The sequence below is a fragment of the Streptomyces tatrensis genome (genome assembly GCF_049310065.1).
Classification (GTDB): Bacteria; Actinomycetota; Actinomycetes; order Streptomycetales; family Streptomycetaceae; genus Streptomyces.
In genome coordinates this window covers 2,242,545-2,257,121 of the sequence record NZ_JBMDLB010000011.1, presented here as the reverse complement: position 1 = coordinate 2,257,121, position 14,577 = coordinate 2,242,545, and the positions used below count along the sequence as shown (strand labels likewise).

At 73.1% G+C, this 14,577-nt stretch carries 15 protein-coding genes; 9 read left to right on the top strand and 6 right to left on the bottom strand.

All coding sequences use genetic code 11. The features are described 5' to 3' along the window. Nucleotide 1 precedes the first annotated feature (1 nt). Complete coding sequence (locus ACODT5_RS25945) at nucleotides 2-754, top strand: nucleotidyltransferase domain-containing protein (RefSeq protein WP_422525036.1); 753 nt, start codon at nucleotides 2-4, stop codon at nucleotides 752-754. Here ACODT5_RS25945 and ACODT5_RS25940 read toward each other — a convergent pair. The 3 genes from ACODT5_RS25940 to ACODT5_RS25930 all read right to left on the bottom strand — a co-directional run bounded on the left by ACODT5_RS25940 (nucleotide 751) and on the right by ACODT5_RS25930 (nucleotide 2,382). After that, nucleotides 751-1,470, bottom strand: a complete 720-nt coding sequence (locus tag ACODT5_RS25940; protein ID WP_422521643.1) for a nucleotidyltransferase domain-containing protein — start codon at nucleotides 1,468-1,470, stop codon at nucleotides 751-753. The two genes, ACODT5_RS25945 and ACODT5_RS25940, sit on opposite strands and share 4 nt — an antisense overlap. 28 nt (nucleotides 1,471-1,498) lie before the next feature. Next, nucleotides 1,499-1,957: a Rieske (2Fe-2S) protein gene (locus ACODT5_RS25935; RefSeq protein WP_422521642.1), complete on the bottom strand. Its 459-nt coding sequence runs from the start codon at nucleotides 1,955-1,957 to the stop codon at nucleotides 1,499-1,501. 83 nt (nucleotides 1,958-2,040) lie between these two features. Further along, nucleotides 2,041-2,382 carry a DUF952 domain-containing protein gene (locus ACODT5_RS25930; RefSeq protein WP_422521641.1) on the bottom strand — a complete coding sequence of 114 codons (342 nt, stop codon included), beginning with the start codon at nucleotides 2,380-2,382 and terminating at the stop codon, nucleotides 2,041-2,043. A gap of 136 nt (nucleotides 2,383-2,518) precedes the next feature. Here ACODT5_RS25930 and ACODT5_RS25925 point away from each other — a divergent pair, with 136 nt between their 5' ends. From ACODT5_RS25925 to der, 5 genes are all read left to right on the top strand, one after another. Further along, on the top strand, nucleotides 2,519-2,959 hold the full coding sequence (locus ACODT5_RS25925; protein ID WP_422521640.1) for a YidB family protein: 441 nt from the start codon (nucleotides 2,519-2,521) through the stop codon (nucleotides 2,957-2,959). Nucleotides 2,960-3,127: 168 nt separating this feature from the next. Continuing rightward, entirely contained in the window at nucleotides 3,128-4,216 is a 1,089-nt protein-coding gene (locus ACODT5_RS25920) for a prephenate dehydrogenase (protein ID WP_422521639.1), read from the top strand. 181 nt (nucleotides 4,217-4,397) lie between these two features. Next, complete coding sequence (gene cmk / locus ACODT5_RS25915; RefSeq protein ID WP_422521638.1) at nucleotides 4,398-5,102, top strand: (d)CMP kinase; 705 nt, start codon at nucleotides 4,398-4,400, stop codon at nucleotides 5,100-5,102. Then, nucleotides 5,060-5,746: a lysophospholipid acyltransferase family protein gene (locus ACODT5_RS25910; RefSeq protein WP_422521637.1), complete on the top strand. Its 687-nt coding sequence runs from the start codon at nucleotides 5,060-5,062 to the stop codon at nucleotides 5,744-5,746. The genes cmk and ACODT5_RS25910 overlap by 43 nt, the downstream gene beginning before the upstream one ends. A 75-nt stretch (nucleotides 5,747-5,821) precedes the next feature. After that, nucleotides 5,822-7,282, top strand: coding sequence for a ribosome biogenesis GTPase Der (gene der / locus ACODT5_RS25905; RefSeq protein WP_422521636.1), 1,461 nt, complete (start codon nucleotides 5,822-5,824; stop codon nucleotides 7,280-7,282). 23 nt (nucleotides 7,283-7,305) lie between these two features. Here der and ACODT5_RS25900 read toward each other — a convergent pair whose 3' ends face one another. Next, nucleotides 7,306-7,731: a hypothetical protein gene (locus tag ACODT5_RS25900; RefSeq protein ID WP_422521635.1), complete on the bottom strand. Its 426-nt coding sequence runs from the start codon at nucleotides 7,729-7,731 to the stop codon at nucleotides 7,306-7,308. A 251-nt stretch (nucleotides 7,732-7,982) separates the two neighbouring features. Further along, entirely contained in the window at nucleotides 7,983-8,780 is a 798-nt protein-coding gene (locus ACODT5_RS25895) for a hypothetical protein (protein WP_422521634.1), read from the bottom strand. 286 nt (nucleotides 8,781-9,066) lie between these two features. On the opposite strand from ACODT5_RS25895, the gene ACODT5_RS25890 reads away from it, so the two are divergent. Beyond that, entirely contained in the window at nucleotides 9,067-9,777 is a 711-nt protein-coding gene (locus ACODT5_RS25890) for a transglycosylase family protein (protein ID WP_422521633.1), read from the top strand. 263 nt (nucleotides 9,778-10,040) lie between these two features. Here the strand turns inward: ACODT5_RS25890 and ACODT5_RS25885 are convergent, their stop codons facing one another. Beyond that, nucleotides 10,041-11,735 (bottom strand): MFS transporter, encoded by a 1,695-nt coding sequence (locus tag ACODT5_RS25885; RefSeq protein ID WP_422521632.1) that lies wholly within the window; start codon nucleotides 11,733-11,735, stop codon nucleotides 10,041-10,043. A 243-nt stretch (nucleotides 11,736-11,978) separates the two neighbouring features. Here ACODT5_RS25885 and ACODT5_RS25880 point away from each other — a divergent pair, with 243 nt between their 5' ends. Both ACODT5_RS25880 and ACODT5_RS25875 read left to right on the top strand, forming a co-directional pair. Further along, on the top strand, nucleotides 11,979-13,094 hold the full coding sequence (locus ACODT5_RS25880) for a glycosyltransferase family 39 protein (protein WP_422521631.1): 1,116 nt from the start codon (nucleotides 11,979-11,981) through the stop codon (nucleotides 13,092-13,094). 237 nt (nucleotides 13,095-13,331) lie between these two features. Then, nucleotides 13,332-14,525: a phosphatase PAP2 family protein gene (locus tag ACODT5_RS25875; protein ID WP_422521630.1), complete on the top strand. Its 1,194-nt coding sequence runs from the start codon at nucleotides 13,332-13,334 to the stop codon at nucleotides 14,523-14,525. The last annotated feature ends 52 nt before the right edge of the window (nucleotides 14,526-14,577 follow it).

Below are 14,577 nucleotides of genomic sequence, written 5' to 3'. Positions count from 1 at the left end.
CGTGATGAACGCCCTGGACACCGACCTGACCGCCGTCGTCGCGGAGCAGCCGGACCCGCTGCTCTTCGCAACGGTCTCGGGCGCCCACCTGTACGGATTCCCCTCCAAGGACTCCGACGTCGACCTGCGCGGGGCGCACCTGCTGCCGGCGGCGGAGCTGCTCTCGCTCCGCGACCCGCAGGAGACGCGCAGCCGGATGTGGTTCCGGGACGGCACGGAGATGGACCTGGTCACGCACGACCTGTGCAAGTTCGTCCGGCTGATGCTGAACCGCAACGGCTACGTCCTGGAACAGCTGCTGTCCCCCCTGGTGGTGCACACGACGCCGGCGCACGAGGAGCTGGTCTCCCTGGCGCCCGCAGTGCTGACCTCGCACCACGCCCACCACTACCGGGGGTTCGCGAACACGCAGTGGCGGCTCTTCGGGAAGACGGCCGAGCTCAAGCCGCTGCTCTACACGTTCCGGGCGCTGCTCACGGGCATCCACCTGATGCGCACGGCGCAGGTGCAGGCACACCTGCCCACGCTGCTGGACGAGGTGCCGGAGGCACCGGCCTATCTGGCCGGGCTGATCGAGGCCAAGGCCGAGGCCGAGCACGGCGCGGCCGCAGGCATCGACATCGCGCGGGTGGAACGGGACTTCGGGGCCCTGCACGGGGTTCTGGAGGCGGCCCGGGAGGCTTCGTCGTTGCCGGAGCAGCCGGCGGCCTTCGACGCGCTCGACGAGTTCGTCGTGCGGCGGCGGCTGGGTTAGGCCGTTGCCGATGCGCGGCGGGTGCGCAGGAGGAAGTCCTCCACCCGGGGGAGGTCCGGGGTTTCGGGGAGGGGGGTCGTCGGGAGGGCGGCCTCGGTCTCCTCGGTCAGGAGGGTCATCCAGGCGTCGACCTCCTCCCAGGTCAGCTCGCCGCGGCGGACAGCGAGGAGGCGGTCGCGGTACGGGGTCGCGTCGATCACCAGGCGGCCCGTGCGCAGCAGGTCGCGGCAGGACAGGAGCAGGCGCAGCAGGTGCATGGCGTGCTTCCAGCGCGGGGCGCCGTGGTTGCGGAGGTCGCCGAGGAGTTTGCCGCGCTGGGAGACGGCGTACCGGCTGAAGCTGATGTGGGCCCGGCGGGAGAGGAACGCCCCGCGGAGCGAGAGGAGTTCCTCGCCGACCGGGGTGAGGTCCTCCACCAGGGGGGAGTGGAGGACCTCGAGGACGTTCGGGTTGGCGCGCAGCGCGAGTTCGCAGAAGCGCTCCAGCTCCCAGGAGAACTCCTCGTCCCGGGGTCCGTCCACGTGCGTCGGCGGCTTCTCGAAGCGCCAGAACAGCGGTGTCGGGGCGAGGTAGACACCGCGCCGGTCGGTGTCGCTCGCCTCCGTCGCCAGGCCGAACGCCCTCGAACCGATCACGCACGAGTAGACCGTGTGGTCCCTGACCAGCGTGAGTTCGAGCGGGTCGGGCGTGGGTTTGTGCTGGTTGGCCTCGTTCATCCCGTGAGGCTAGTGCTGCGGACCCGGACTAGGCGAGCGAGATTTCGCCCGCCGTGGAGACGGTGATCTTCTTCTCCGCCAGTGGCTTGGTGGCCGGGCCCTTGGCCACCGCGCCGTCCGTGTCCTTGAACTTGCTGCCGTGGCACGGGCAGTCGATCGTGCCGGCCTCCACCTTGTTCACCAGGCAGCCCGAGTGCGTGCACACCGCGGTGAAGCAGCGGAAGTCGCCCGCCGTCGGCTGGGTGACGACCAGCTTCTCGTCCTTGAGGACCGTGCCGCCGCCGACCGGCACCTCCGAGGACTTGAGCAGGGCCTTGGTGTTGCCGGCCGCAGCGGGTGTGGGGCTCTGCCCCGTGGGCGCGCTGCCGCCCTCGGACGACGGCTTCGTCTCGTCGGCTCCGCCGCAGGCGGTCAGCACGCCGCCTGCCAGGACGCTCGCTCCGGCCGCAAGTACCGTGCGCCGGGCGGCGCGGGTGGGGTCGCTCATGACTTCTCCTCGGGTGATCGCCGGGATGGCGAGAGGCATCCTGGCGCGTGACGGGTCTCAGCAACACCCCGCCACGCGTCGACTCAGCCCTCCGGAGGCCAGGGAACGAGTCCCGCCGGCGCACCGGGGGCGCGTACCACCTCCCACACGCGCACCACGGCGTCCCGGTTCAGCGGTCCGTGGACGTGCGGGTAGCGGATGCCCGGTTCACCCTCCCGGCGGACCTCGGAGGTGAGGGCGCGCTCGTCGAGCTCCACGGCGAGCAGGGTCCCCGGTACGCCGCCGTAGTGCGAGGCGGCGATCGCCAGCGCCGTCTCCGGATCCGCCGAACAGTGCACGAAACCCTCGGAGTCGAGGGAGGGCGGCGCGTACGGGCGCCCGGGATCGGCGGTCCAGTCGGCGAGCGGTACGAGGTGGAAGATCATGCCGCTCGTTCTACCGCAGTCGGTGCACGGCTCTGCGTCAAGTGGCAGACGCGCCCGAGTTGGGTGACATTGTCCGTATCTCGAAGCCGGGTCCGCAGATTTCCGCGTGCCCGGTCCCTCTTCGAAAGGCATCACCATGGCGGGCAACGACCTCGGCTCCCTTCTCGGCGGCCTTCTCGGCGGCAGCGGCGGGCAGGGCGGCAGTGGCGGCGGCAACATCCTCGGCTCCCTCCTCGGCGCCCTCATGGGCGGCGGCGGTGCCGGCGGCGCCCAGGCCGCAGGCGCGGGCAGCAACCCGCTCGGCGGGCTGCTGGACATGCTGACCAAGTCGGGTCTGACCGACCAGGCCCAGTCCTGGGTCGGTACCGGCGAGAACCAGCCGGTCAGCGGCCCGGAGATCGCCAAGGCCCTGCCGGACGAGACCCTGGCCAAGGTCGCCGAGCAGGCGGGCGTCACCCCGGAGGCCGCCGCCGACCAGATCGCGCAGGCGCTCCCGCAGGCCGTGGACAAGCTGACCCCCGGCGGGTCGATCCCGAGCGGCTCGCTGGAGGACATCATCAAGCAGCAGGGCCTCTGAGCGACCGCGAGCGACTCCGAGCGACCCCGGTCCGTCCGGGGGCCGTTCCCGAGGACCCGGCGTCCCGTCCCAGCGGACGGGACGCCGGGTCCTCGCGCCGTTCCCGCTGGCTACCCTGAGGCTGGCACCGCACCGCCGCCACACCCCTGTACCCCTGGAGCACACCCCGTGAGAACCGCCGTCGTCATCGGAACCGGACTGATCGGCACCTCCGCGGCGCTCGCCCTGGCCGCCCGCGGCATCGCCGTCCACCTGTCCGACCGCGACCAGGGCCAGGCCCGTACGGCCGCCGCGCTGGGCGCCGGCACCGAGGAGCCCTACCAGGGCAAGGCAGACCTCGCGGTCATCGCCGTACCGCCCGCCCATGTGGCCGCCGCCCTCGCCGACGCCATAGGGCGTGACCTGGCCCGCGCCTACGTGGACGTGGCCAGCGTCAAGGGCGGACCGCGCCGGGAGCTGGACGCGCTCGGCGTGGACACCAGGGCGTACATCGGCACCCACCCGATGGCGGGCAAGGAGCAGTCCGGACCGCTCGCGGCCTCCGCCGACCTCTTCGAGGGCCGGCCCTGGGTGCTCACGCCGACCCGGGAGACCGACCACGAGGTGCTGAACCTGGCGCTGGAGCTGGTGGCCCTGTGCCGGGCCGTCCCGGTGGTCATGGACGCCGACGCGCACGACCGGGCCGTCGCGCTCGTCTCCCACACCCCGCAGCTCGTCTCCAGCATGGTCGCGGCCCGGCTGGAGGAGGCCGACGAGACCGCGGTGCGGCTGTGCGGACAGGGCATCCGCGACGTGACCCGGATCGCCGCCTCCGACCCCCGGATGTGGGTGGAGATCCTCTCCGCCAACCCGGGACCCGTGGCGGACGTCCTCTCCGGGATCGCCGCCGACCTGGAGGAGACCGTGGAAGCCCTGCGGGGCCTCCAGTCGGCCGACGAGGCCAAGCGCCGGGACGGGGCGGCAGGCATCGAGGACGTACTGCGCCGCGGCAACGCGGGCCGGGTCCGGGTCCCCGGCAAGCACGGGGCCGCGCCGACGGTCTACGAGACGGTGGCCGTCCTCATCTCCGACCAGCCGGGCGAGCTCGCCCGGATCTTCGCCGACGCCGGCCGGGCCGGGGTCAACATCGAGGACGTGCGGATCGAGCACGCGACCGGGCAGCAGGCGGGCCTGGTCCAGCTGATGGTCGAACCCCGGGCCGTCCCCGGCCTCCAGGCCGAGCTGCGCGAACGCGGCTGGGCGCTGCGCCAGCCGTAGGGCCTCGGCCTCCCGGGGCGGGCCCGCGCCCGCACCGGGCCCGTCCCGCGCCCCCTCCGCACCCGCCCCGGGCCCGCCCGCCGACGCCCCGGCGGGCGGCGGCGAAAAGCCCGGTAACCTGGAGGAGGGGCGCTATTGGCGCGCCCGGACACGTACGCGCAACCAGGAAGGTGCCCGCACCGTGGAAACCGCAGCTCCGACCGCCGTGATCGTCGCCATCGACGGTCCCTCCGGCACGGGCAAGTCCAGCACTTCCAAGGCCGTGGCCGCCAAGCTCGGGCTGCGCTACCTGGACACCGGTGCCCAGTACCGGGCCATCACCTGGTGGATGATCACCAACGGCATCGACATCGAGGACCCGCAGGCGATCGCCCTCGCGGCGGGCAAGCCCGTCATCGTGTCCGGCACCGATCCGTCCGCCCCCACCATCACCGTCGACGGCCAGGACGCCTCCGGCCCGATCCGGACCCAGGAGGTCACCTCGAAGGTCAGCGCCGTGAGCGCGGTCCCCGAGGTGCGCACCCTGATCACCGAGCTCCAGCGCTCCATCGCCGCCGAGGCGGCCGACGAGGCCGAGGGCATCGTCGTGGAGGGCCGCGACATCGGCACCACCGTGCTGCCCGACGCCGACCTGAAGATCTTCCTCACCGCCTCCGCCGAGGCCCGCGCGGCCCGCCGCAGCGGCGAGCTGCGGGGCAAGGAGGCCGTGGACCTCGCGGCCACCAAGGAGGCGCTGATCAAGCGCGACGCCGCCGACTCCGGCCGCAAGACCTCTCCGCTGGCCAAGGCCGGCGACGCGGTCGAGGTGGACACCACCGAGCTCACGCTCGACCGGGTCATCGAGTGCGTGGTCACCCTCGTGGAAGAGAAGCGGGGCCGCGCGTGAGCGATACGCCCTCCCTCAAGGGTGCGGCGGTCGGCCGGAGGATCGGCATCGGGCTCATGTACGGCCTCTGGAAGCCGCGCGTGCTGGGAGCCTGGAAGGTCCCCGCCACCGGCCCCGTCATCCTGGCCGTGAACCACTCGCACATCATCGACGGACCCATGCTCATGGGCACCGCGCCCCGGCCGCTGCACTTCCTGATCAAGAAGGAGGCGTACGTCGGTCCGCTCGGCCCCTTCCTCGAAGGGATCGGGCAGGTCAAGGTGGACCGCTCCGGCACCGACCGGACCGCCGTCAGCCGTGCGCTGGGCGTACTGGAGAACGGCGGGGCCCTGGGGATCTTCCCCGAGGGCACCCGGGGCGAAGGCGACTTCGCCTCGCTGCGCGCGGGCCTCGCGTACTTCGCGGTCCGGGCCGGCGCACCCATCGTGCCGGTCGCCGTCTTCGCGAGCACCGAGCGGCGCAGCAGGGTCGTCAAGGCCCTGCCGCCGCTGAAGAGCAGGGTCGACATCGTCTTCGGCGATGCCTTCGACGCCGGGGACGGCAGTGGCCGCCGTACCCGTACCGCGCTGGACCAGGCCACCGTACGCATCCAGGACCGGCTGACCGCCCACCTGGCCGACGCCAAGCGCCTCACCGGGCGCTGAGCGAGACTTGACCTAGTAGTGGAACCGCGCTGCGCGGGCCCCACCGATCACCACGAACGACGAGGAACGGACTTCATGAACGACCAGCAAGACCACGGAGCACTTGGCGATGCCGAGTACGCGGAGTTCATGGAGCTCGCCGCGGAAGAGGGCTTCGACATCGAGGACGTCGAGGGCGCTCTCCAGGAAGCCGGCCACGGCCCGCTCCCGGTCCTCGCCGTCGTCGGCCGCCCGAACGTCGGCAAGTCGACCCTGGTGAACCGGATCATCGGCCGCCGCGAGGCGGTCGTCGAGGACAAGCCCGGCGTCACCCGCGACCGCGTCACCTACGAGGCCGAGTGGGCCGGCCGCCGCTTCAAGGTCGTCGACACCGGCGGCTGGGAGCAGGACGTCCTCGGCATCGACGCCTCCGTCGCCGCCCAGGCCGAGTACGCCATCGACGCCTGCGACGCCGTCGTCTTCGTCGTCGACGCCAAGGTCGGCGCCACCGACACCGACGAGGCCGTCGTGCGCCTGCTGCGCAAGGCCGGCAAGCCCGTCGTCCTGTGCGCCAACAAGGTCGACGGCCAGAGCGGCGAGTCCGACGCGGCCTCGCTGTGGTCGCTGGGCCTCGGCTACCCGCACCCGGTCTCCTCCCTGCACGGCCGCGGCACCGGCGACATGCTCGACGCCGTTCTGGAGGCCCTGCCCGAGGCGCCCGAGCAGACCTTCGGCACCGCCGTCGGCGGTCCGCGCCGGATCGCGCTCATCGGCCGCCCGAACGTCGGCAAGTCCTCCCTCCTGAACAAGGTCGCCAAGGAGGACCGCGTCGTCGTCAACGAGATGGCCGGCACCACCCGCGACCCGGTCGACGAGCTGATCCAGCTCGGCGGGGTCACCTGGAAGTTCATCGACACCGCGGGCATCCGCAAGAAGGTCCACCTCCAGCAGGGCGCGGACTACTACGCCTCGCTGCGCACGGCCGCCGCCGTGGAGAAGGCGGAGGTCGCGGTCATCCTGATCGACACGACCGAGCAGATCTCCGTCCAGGACCAGCGCATCATCACCATGGCCGTCGAGGCGGGCCGCGCGATCGTGATCGCGTACAACAAGTGGGACGACCTCGACGAGGAGCGCCGCTACTACCTCGAGCGCGAGATCGAGACCGAGATGCAGCAGGTCGCCTGGGCGCCCCGGGTGAACGTCTCGGCGCTCACCGGCCGCCACATGGAGAAGCTGGTCCCGGCCATCGAGACCGCGCTCGCCGGCTGGGAGACGCGCATCCCGACCGGCCGTCTGAACGCCTTCCTCGGCGAGGTCGTCGCCGCCCACCCGCACCCGATCCGTGGCGGCAAGCAGCCGCGCATCCTGTTCGGTACGCAGGCGGGCAGCAAGCCGCCGCGGTTCGTCCTCTTCGCCTCGGGCTTCCTGGAGCACGGCTACCGCCGCTTCATCGAGCGCCGCCTGCGCGAGGAGTTCGGCTTCGAGGGGACCCCGATCCACATCTCGGTCCGCGTCCGCGAGAAGCGCGGTGCGCAGCACAAGCGCAAGATGTAGTGCGACGCCAGTAGGGCCCGGGGCTAGTAGCCCCGGCGCGGAGCGGGCGGCAGGGCCGCCGGGATGTGCTGCATCCCGGTCTGGTGCTGTCGCCCGTTCGCGTATCCGGCGCCGGCGTACGAGTACTGCGGCTGCGGAGCGGGCGAGGGCTGCCAGGCGTCCGCCGGCTGCCCGGCGTGCTGTCCCGTCGGCTGCCATGAGGAACCGTTCCAGCCGCTTCCGTAGGAGATCGGGGAGCCCGCGGCGCCGCTGCCGTACGTGCCCGCTCCGCTGCCGTACGCGCCGCTGTAGGAGCCCCCGTACGAGAACGCCGTGAAGCCGAGGTCCTCCTCGCCCGTGCGGTCGCCGGGCAGGGCCCGGAAGGCGCGCAGGTACTCCGAGTACAGCGTGTCGTAGATGGGCGTGTGCGAGGCGGCCGGAGAGCTCCCCAGCTCCCGTACGGGGCGCATCGGGGGGACGCTGCTCGGATAGGACGGGGCGCGGGAGACATCGTAGGAATGCACGTATCAGCCAACGAACCCGGCGGCCCTCGGATGCGGGGTGGCGGGGCGGAAAACGCAGATCGCCGGGGGTGCGCGGGACGGACCGCGCACCCCCGGCGCACGCCGTCCGGCCCCCTGGGCGGGGGTCGGACGGCCGTCTCGGGGACGGAAGGCAGAGCGGGGACGGGAGCCCGGGGAAGGTCCCGGGAGCCGGGGCCTCAGGCGCCCGGGGTACCCGCCAGGGGCATCGAGGCGGCGACGAGCTTGCCGTTGCGGGCGGCCTTGTCCAGGGCGTCGCGGAGCAGGTCCTCGCGGGGCTGCTGGCCGATGGTGCCGACGGGGGCGGCGTACACCAGGACGCGCTGCGTCTTGTTGACGGCGGCCCGCCAGCCGTCGGTGACCGACAGCGGCCGGTGCGCCTGCCACCAGGCGATCTGGCCGGGCTGGAGCACCGAGTGCAGCTGGCCCGCGGCGAGCAGGATCGACCAGCCGGTCAGGGCCTGCGGGACCTCTTCGGTGTCGGTCATGGGGATGAAGCCCTGCTCGATGAGGAGCGGGAGGAAGTCGTCGCCGGGTCCGGTGGTGCCGGGGCGCGCGATGGGCGCGGTCGGCTCCACCACGAGGGCGGGGTGCAGTTCCCCGTTGATCAGGATCAGGCCGCTGGTGATCCCGAGGACGGCCTGGCCGCCGGGCACGGACTGCGGTACGTCACCGGCGGAGCCGGCCGCCGGGGCGGGGCTGTCGCCCGTGATGGAGCGGACGGCGCCCTGGAGGTCCGCCTCGGGCACGGAGACGACCTGCGAGGGGATGCAGCCGGCGTGGGCGAAGGCCAGGACGGCCGTCTCGTCGCCGACGAACAGCACGGTGCTGGTCTGCTCGCGCTCGGAGTCGCCGGGGGTGCGGCAGGAAGTGCAGTCGTAGCTGCCCGGGGATCCGTCACCTGCGAGCAGCCGCTCGGCCTCCTCGTCGCCGATCTCGGCACGTACCTCATCACTGACTTCGAGCATGCGCGGCACGGGGTGGCTCCTCGGACTAGGCGTGCGGGGCCGGGGGGTTCCGGCTCGCCGGGCTCAACGGGGGAGTGGCGGCCGGGGTCACGCCATTTGAGGGAACGGAATCGAACCGGACCCCCGAAGGAGTGAACGGTCCGACCGGGCCGTTGTTTTCGTGCCAACTCTTTTTTGGTTGTGCGCAGTTGATGGCCGGTGCTGGTCGTTTGGCCGGTGGGCCGAGCGGGTGGGGGCGCGCGGGGCGCGGTGTGGCGAGCGCGGGGGGTGGTACGGGGCTGCGTAGCGTGACGCGATGCGCAACTTCGGGGTTCCGGGTGGGGCGGGCGCGGCGGCGCTGGTGCTGGTGGTGGCCGTACTGGCGTCGCCCGCTGCGGCGGTCGCGGAGGCGGTCGCGGCGCCGCCTCCGCCGAGGCCGGGGGCGCCCGGCCGGTCGGTGGACTGCGGGCCCGGCGGTCAGTGGCCCTGGGACTGCGTGGCCGACTGCGAGAGCGGGGGCCGCTGGGCGGTGAACACGGGCAACGGCTTCTACGGCGGACTGCAGTTCTGGCAGCCGACGTGGGAGGAGCACGGGGGGCTTGTCTTCGCGCCGAGGGCGGACCTCGCCACGCGGGAGCAGCAGATCCGGGTGGGGGAGGAGCTGCTCGGGAGCCAGGGCTGGGAGGCGTGGCCCGTGTGCGCGAAGCGGTACGGGCTGGCGGGGCGGATGCACGTGGTGCGGAAGGGGGACACGCTGGTGGCGATTGCGCGGCGGCACCGGGTGCGGGGGGGATGGCCGGAGCTCTACGCGGCGAACCGGGGGGTGATCGGGCCTCGGCCGGAGGTGCTGCGGATCGGGACGATGCTGGTGCTGCCGGCGGCGCGGCAGGATGCGCCTGGACCCGCGGCACCCCCGGTCTCGCCGACGGTGCCGGCCGTGCCGGCCGTGCCGGCCCCGGGGCCGTCGGCTGTGCCGCCCCGGCCGGAGCCGTCCGCGAGTCGCGGTCCGGTGGGGGCGCGGGCGTAGCGGTCCCGTGCCGGTGCGGGGCCCTGCGGGGGCGAAGTCCCCTACCCGCCCTTCCTCCGTTCCCAGGGCTCTGCCCTGACCCGCGCCTCAAACGCCGGCGGGGCTGGGAAGGGGTACCGGGCTGTGCCCGGACCCCCTGGGGCTCCGCCCCAGACCCCGGTCCTCAAACGCCGGACGGCTGAAAGGCCCCGGACGGCTCGAAAGGCCCCGGACGGCTGAAGGCGCAGACCGGACGGCTGAAGGTCAGGCCGGGTGGCTGAAGGTCAGGCCGGGTGGCCGAGGGCCGGGTCGTGGTCGGGGGTGGGCTGGGCCGGGATGCGGGGGCCGGGGGAGGTGGCCGGGGGCTCGGCGCCCTGTTGTGCGGGGATCCGGACCGGCTCCGCTTCGGGGTCCGCGCACTCCATCGTGCGGGGGAGCTTCAGGGCCATCGCCGCGCCCGCCAGGAGCAGCGCCGCGCTCACCAGCAGGGTGACGTGCAGCCCGTGGACGAAGGAGTGCCGGGCGGCCGAGAACAGGGCCTCGCCCGCCGGTCCGCCGAGCCGCGACGCGATCTGGTAGGCCTCGCCCAGCGAGTGGGAGGCGCCTGCGGAGTCGGCCGCCGAGACACCCGGAACCGAGGTCAGGCCGGGCGCGTAGGCCGCGTTCATCACGCTGCCCAGCAGGGCGATGCCCATGCCCGCACCGAGCTGGTAGGAGGTCTCCCCGATGGAGGCGGCGCCGCCGGCCGTCGCGGCCGGAGCCTCGCTCAGCATGGACTCGTAGGCCGCGAAGAGGGTGGTCTGGAGGCCGAAGCCGAGCAGGATGAAGCCGACTGTCAGGAGGACCGGTCGGTCCTGCTGACCCATGAAGGTCAGCAGGAGCACCGCGCCGGCGGTCAGTACGAAGCCCAGCGAGACCATCCTGCGCGGCCCGGTCCGGGCCAGCGTGTAGGAGCCGGTCGCGCCGGCCGCCATCGCGGCGAAGGTGAGCGGCAGCAGGCGCAGCCCCGTCTCCAGCGGGCTCAGGTGCAGCACGAGCTGGAGGTACTGGACGGCGATCAGTTCCAGTCCGACCAGCGCCAGCATGGCCAGCACGATGCAGCCCACGGAGGTGGTGAAGGCCGGCCGGGAGAACATCCGCATGTCGATCAGCGGGTGCGCGCGGCGCTTCTGGCGCCTGACGAAGAGGACGAGGAGTGCCGCGCCGATCAGCAAGGGGACCAGTGCCTGCGGGTCGGCGAGATGGCGCTCCGCGCCCAGCCGCTTGACCCCGAGGACCGCGCCGAGCACGCCGCCGGCGGCCATGAGCGCGCCGAACACGTCCCAGGGCCCCTCGGAGGTGCCCTTGGACTCGGGCAGCAGCCACCGTCCCAGCGGCAGGATCATGATCATGAGCGGGATGTTGATGAGGAAGACGGAGCCCCACCAGAAGTGCTGGACCAGGAAGCCGCCGAGGACGGGGCCACTGGCCGCGCCCACGGCGGCGACGGCGGTCCAGATGCCGACGGCGAGGGCCCGCTCGCGCCGGTCGGGGAAGACCTGGCGCAGGATCGACAGGGTGGCGGGCATGATCATCGCGCCGCCGACGCCCAGCAGGGCGCGGGCCGCGATCAGGACCTGGGCGTTGTCGGCCAGGGCGGCCATGGCCGAGGCCGCGCCGAAGAGGCCGTAGCCGAGGAGCAGGACGCGGCGGCGGCCGATGCGGTCACCGAGGGTGCCGAAGAGGATGAGGAGGGCGGCGCAGACCAGCGGGTAGGCGTCGACGATCCAGAGGAGTTCCATCGGGCCGGGACGGAGGTCTTCGGTGACGGAGGGGATGGCCACGTGCAGGATCGTCGCGTCGAGCGCGACGAGCACCAGGCTCACGCAGAGGACCGCAAGGACGGCCCAGCGGTTGGCCCCGCCGGAGGCCGCGCCGAGTCGCCGCAGTCGCTGCCAGGGGGAAGGGTTCCTGTCGCCGGTCACGTTCGTCCCCGACATGCATGTACCTCCCAGGTGATCCCTCGCACTCGGCGGACCAGCGTTTTTCGGGGCCACGGATGGGGAGGGTGGCGTCCTACGGGGTCCGGCGTCGACACGCGAGTGAAGAGTCAGCGTACGCGAGTTCGGCTGTCCGACACGTGGTCAAGCTCTCATCACGCCGCCGACTGCGCTGTGGTGTGCGCCACTCGTTCCACCCCGGCCCCTCCTGCCCAGGCACCACTGCCCCCGACCTCGATAATCATGCCCGTGAAGGATCTTGGATTTCGCCGGGCCGCGCCCGCTCTGGCCGTGTTCGTGGCGCTGCGGCTGCTCGGGCTGACCGTGCTCGCGGTGTGGGGGGCGGTGGCCGGCAGCAGTGCGCACACCCTGCTCTCGGCCCGCTGGGATTCCCTCTGGTACGCCCGGATCGCCGCCGAGGGGTACGGGTACGAGGTGGCGCTCCCGAACGGCGACGTCCACTCCAACCTGGCCTTCTTCCCGCTGCTGCCCTGGCTGGAGCGGCTGGTCTCGGCCGTCACCGGGCTCGGATACGGATCCGCGGGACTGGTGGTGTCGGCGCTCGCCGGGCTCGCCGCGGCCTGGGGGATCTTCGCGGTCGCGGAATTCCTCCACGGCCGCCGGGCCGGGGTGTTCGCCGTCGCGGTCTGGGCCGCGCTGCCCGTTGGGATCGTCCAGTCGATGGCGTACAGCGAATCGCTGTTCACCGCGCTGGCCGCCTGGAGCCTGTACGGGGTCCTGCGCGGGCACTGGCTCACCGCCGGCCTGCTCGCGGCCGGGGCGGGGCTGACCCGCCCGGTCGGAGCCGCCGTGGTCGCGGCGGTGTGGGTGGCCGCCGCCCTGGCCCTGCGCGGCGGGGAGCGCTCCTGGCGGCCGGTGGCCGGAGCGCTGCTGGCCCCGCTCGGCGCGGCGGCGTACGTGCTGTGGGTGGGCGCGCGCACGGGAGGCGGCCTGACCGGGTACCTCGACGTACAGGGCGGCTGGGGCAACGGGTTCGACGGCGGCTGGGCGTTCGCCCGGTTCATCGGTGACCGGCTGGCCTCGCCGGCCTTTCCCGCCGGGATCGGACTGATCGCCGGGGTCGCGCTGGTGCTGTGGCTGTACGCGCTCTGCGTGCGGCGGCGCCAGCCGGCGCCGCTGCTGGTGTACGCAGGGATCGTGGTGGCGCTGGCCCTGTGCGCCTCCGGGTACTTCGGCTCCAAGCCCCGGTTGCTGCTCCCCGCCTTCCCGCTGGTGTTCCCGCCGGCACTGGCGCTGGCCCGGTGGCGGACGGGCCGGGCGGCCGCGGTGCTGGGCGCGGCGGCCGCCGTCTCGGCCGCGTACGGGGCCTTCTGGCTGAACGGTTCGGGGCCCCCGTAGGTCAGAGATCACGGAATGGGTCGTTCCGTTCCACCTTCTGGCAAAGCAATTGACCAGGACCGATAAATGCGGCCTAAGTGTGCGAGGAAAAGACCGGAGGAAGGGACCTCCACCGCTCCGGCCAAAGACCGAATACCGGGAATTAAGTCCCGCGTGAGACCAACTCCACATCACATGGTCATCACAAAGCGTGTGATTCGACCGGGCCGCCCATCGGCGCGCGGTAACGTCGATTGAGTGCGTACCGACCAAATCCTGCCCAGACTGGAGCGGGTGTTCGCCCGGCTGGACCGGGAACCAGAGCGACCGGCTCATCTGCAAACGCCGCGGATGAGCCGGCACCGCGTCGTGCTCCTCGGAGCGACCCTCGCCTTCTACCTGGCAATCGTCGTCGCGGTGCTGACCACTTCCTGGCTCGTCCGCCTCGACTGGCAGATCATGTTCTTCCGGCCGTACGAGCAGTGGCCGCAGCTCCACGCCTTCCTGGACTACCTCGTCGTGCTGGGCCAGCGCGGCCCCACCGCGGTCATGGTCGCCGCCTGGCTCGGCTGGCGCTCCTGGCGGCAGCACACCCTCCGCCCGCTGATCACCCTCGGCGTGGCCCTGCTGCTGCTCAACGTCACCGTGGGGGCCGTCAAGCTGGGCCTCGGCCGGCTCGGTCCGCACTACGCCACCGAGATCGGCTCCGCCGAGCTCTTCGCGGGCGGCGATATATTTCCTTCCGGCCACACCGCCAACGCCGTGGTGACCTGGGGAATCCTGGCCTACCTGGCCTCCACCGTGGTCACCCGCCGGGTGCTCTCCCTGGTCTCCGCCGTGGTCTCCCTGAGCGTCGGCGCCACCACCGTCTACCTCGGCACCCACTGGGTCAGCGACGTCCTGCTCGGCTGGCTCGCGGGCCTGCTCGTGCTGCTGGCCCTGCCGTGGTTCGAGCCGCTCATCGCCATGGCCGAGGCCTACGTCTTCGACCTGCGCGCACGGCTGCGCAGCCTCGTGGAGGCCGGGCAGGTGCCCGAGGCCCTCACCGGGCTGCTCGTCCCGCTGCTCTCGGCCGGAGGCAAGTGGCAGCTCCAGCGGGTCGCCGCCGAGCCGTCCGGGCAGCCGTCGGCGCAGCCCGTGCCCTCCCTGCCGTCCGTGCCCTCCCTGCCGTCCGTGCAGCCCGTGCCGTCCGTGCAGCCGGTGGTCGTCCTGCGGCACCCCGAGCCGGCCGAGCCCGCGCAGGTCCCGGTCCCGGCGTCGGCTTCCGCTTCCGGTTCCGTCCCGGCCGCGGGGCACCAGCCGGGCGCCCGGCCCGCCGCCCACCTCGCGGGCCGTCCGCACCTGATCCGTTCCGAGCGGACCCCGCTCACCCCGGCCGGCAGTCGCCGCCCGGCCCACGCCGACCGCGCCCCGGTGCGCGGCGCGGCGCCCCGTCCGGCCACCGGCGGCTGAGCCGGACGGTACGCACCCCTTCCGCTCGCACCTCCACGGCGGGCCCCGGTCG

Bases quoted from the DNA above. Each gene is read 5' to 3' on its own strand.
- ACODT5_RS25940 (WP_422521643.1), bottom strand. From the start codon at position 1,470: ATGAACGAGGCCAACCAGCACAAACCCACGCCCGACCCGCTCGAACTC.
- ACODT5_RS25935 (WP_422521642.1), bottom strand. From the start codon at position 1,957: ATGAGCGACCCCACCCGCGCCGCCCGGCGCACGGTACTTGCGGCCGGA.
- ACODT5_RS25930 (WP_422521641.1), bottom strand. From the start codon at position 2,382: ATGATCTTCCACCTCGTACCGCTCGCCGACTGGACCGCCGATCCCGGG.
- ACODT5_RS25925 (WP_422521640.1), top strand. From the start codon at position 2,519: ATGGCGGGCAACGACCTCGGCTCCCTTCTCGGCGGCCTTCTCGGCGGC.
- der (WP_422521636.1), top strand. From the start codon at position 5,822: ATGAACGACCAGCAAGACCACGGAGCACTTGGCGATGCCGAGTACGCG.
- ACODT5_RS25900 (WP_422521635.1), bottom strand. From the start codon at position 7,731: ATGCGCCCCGTACGGGAGCTGGGGAGCTCTCCGGCCGCCTCGCACACG.
- ACODT5_RS25890 (WP_422521633.1), top strand. From the start codon at position 9,067: ATGCGCAACTTCGGGGTTCCGGGTGGGGCGGGCGCGGCGGCGCTGGTG.
- ACODT5_RS25885 (WP_422521632.1), bottom strand. From the start codon at position 11,735: ATGTCGGGGACGAACGTGACCGGCGACAGGAACCCTTCCCCCTGGCAG.
- ACODT5_RS25880 (WP_422521631.1), top strand. From the start codon at position 11,979: ATGCCCGTGAAGGATCTTGGATTTCGCCGGGCCGCGCCCGCTCTGGCC.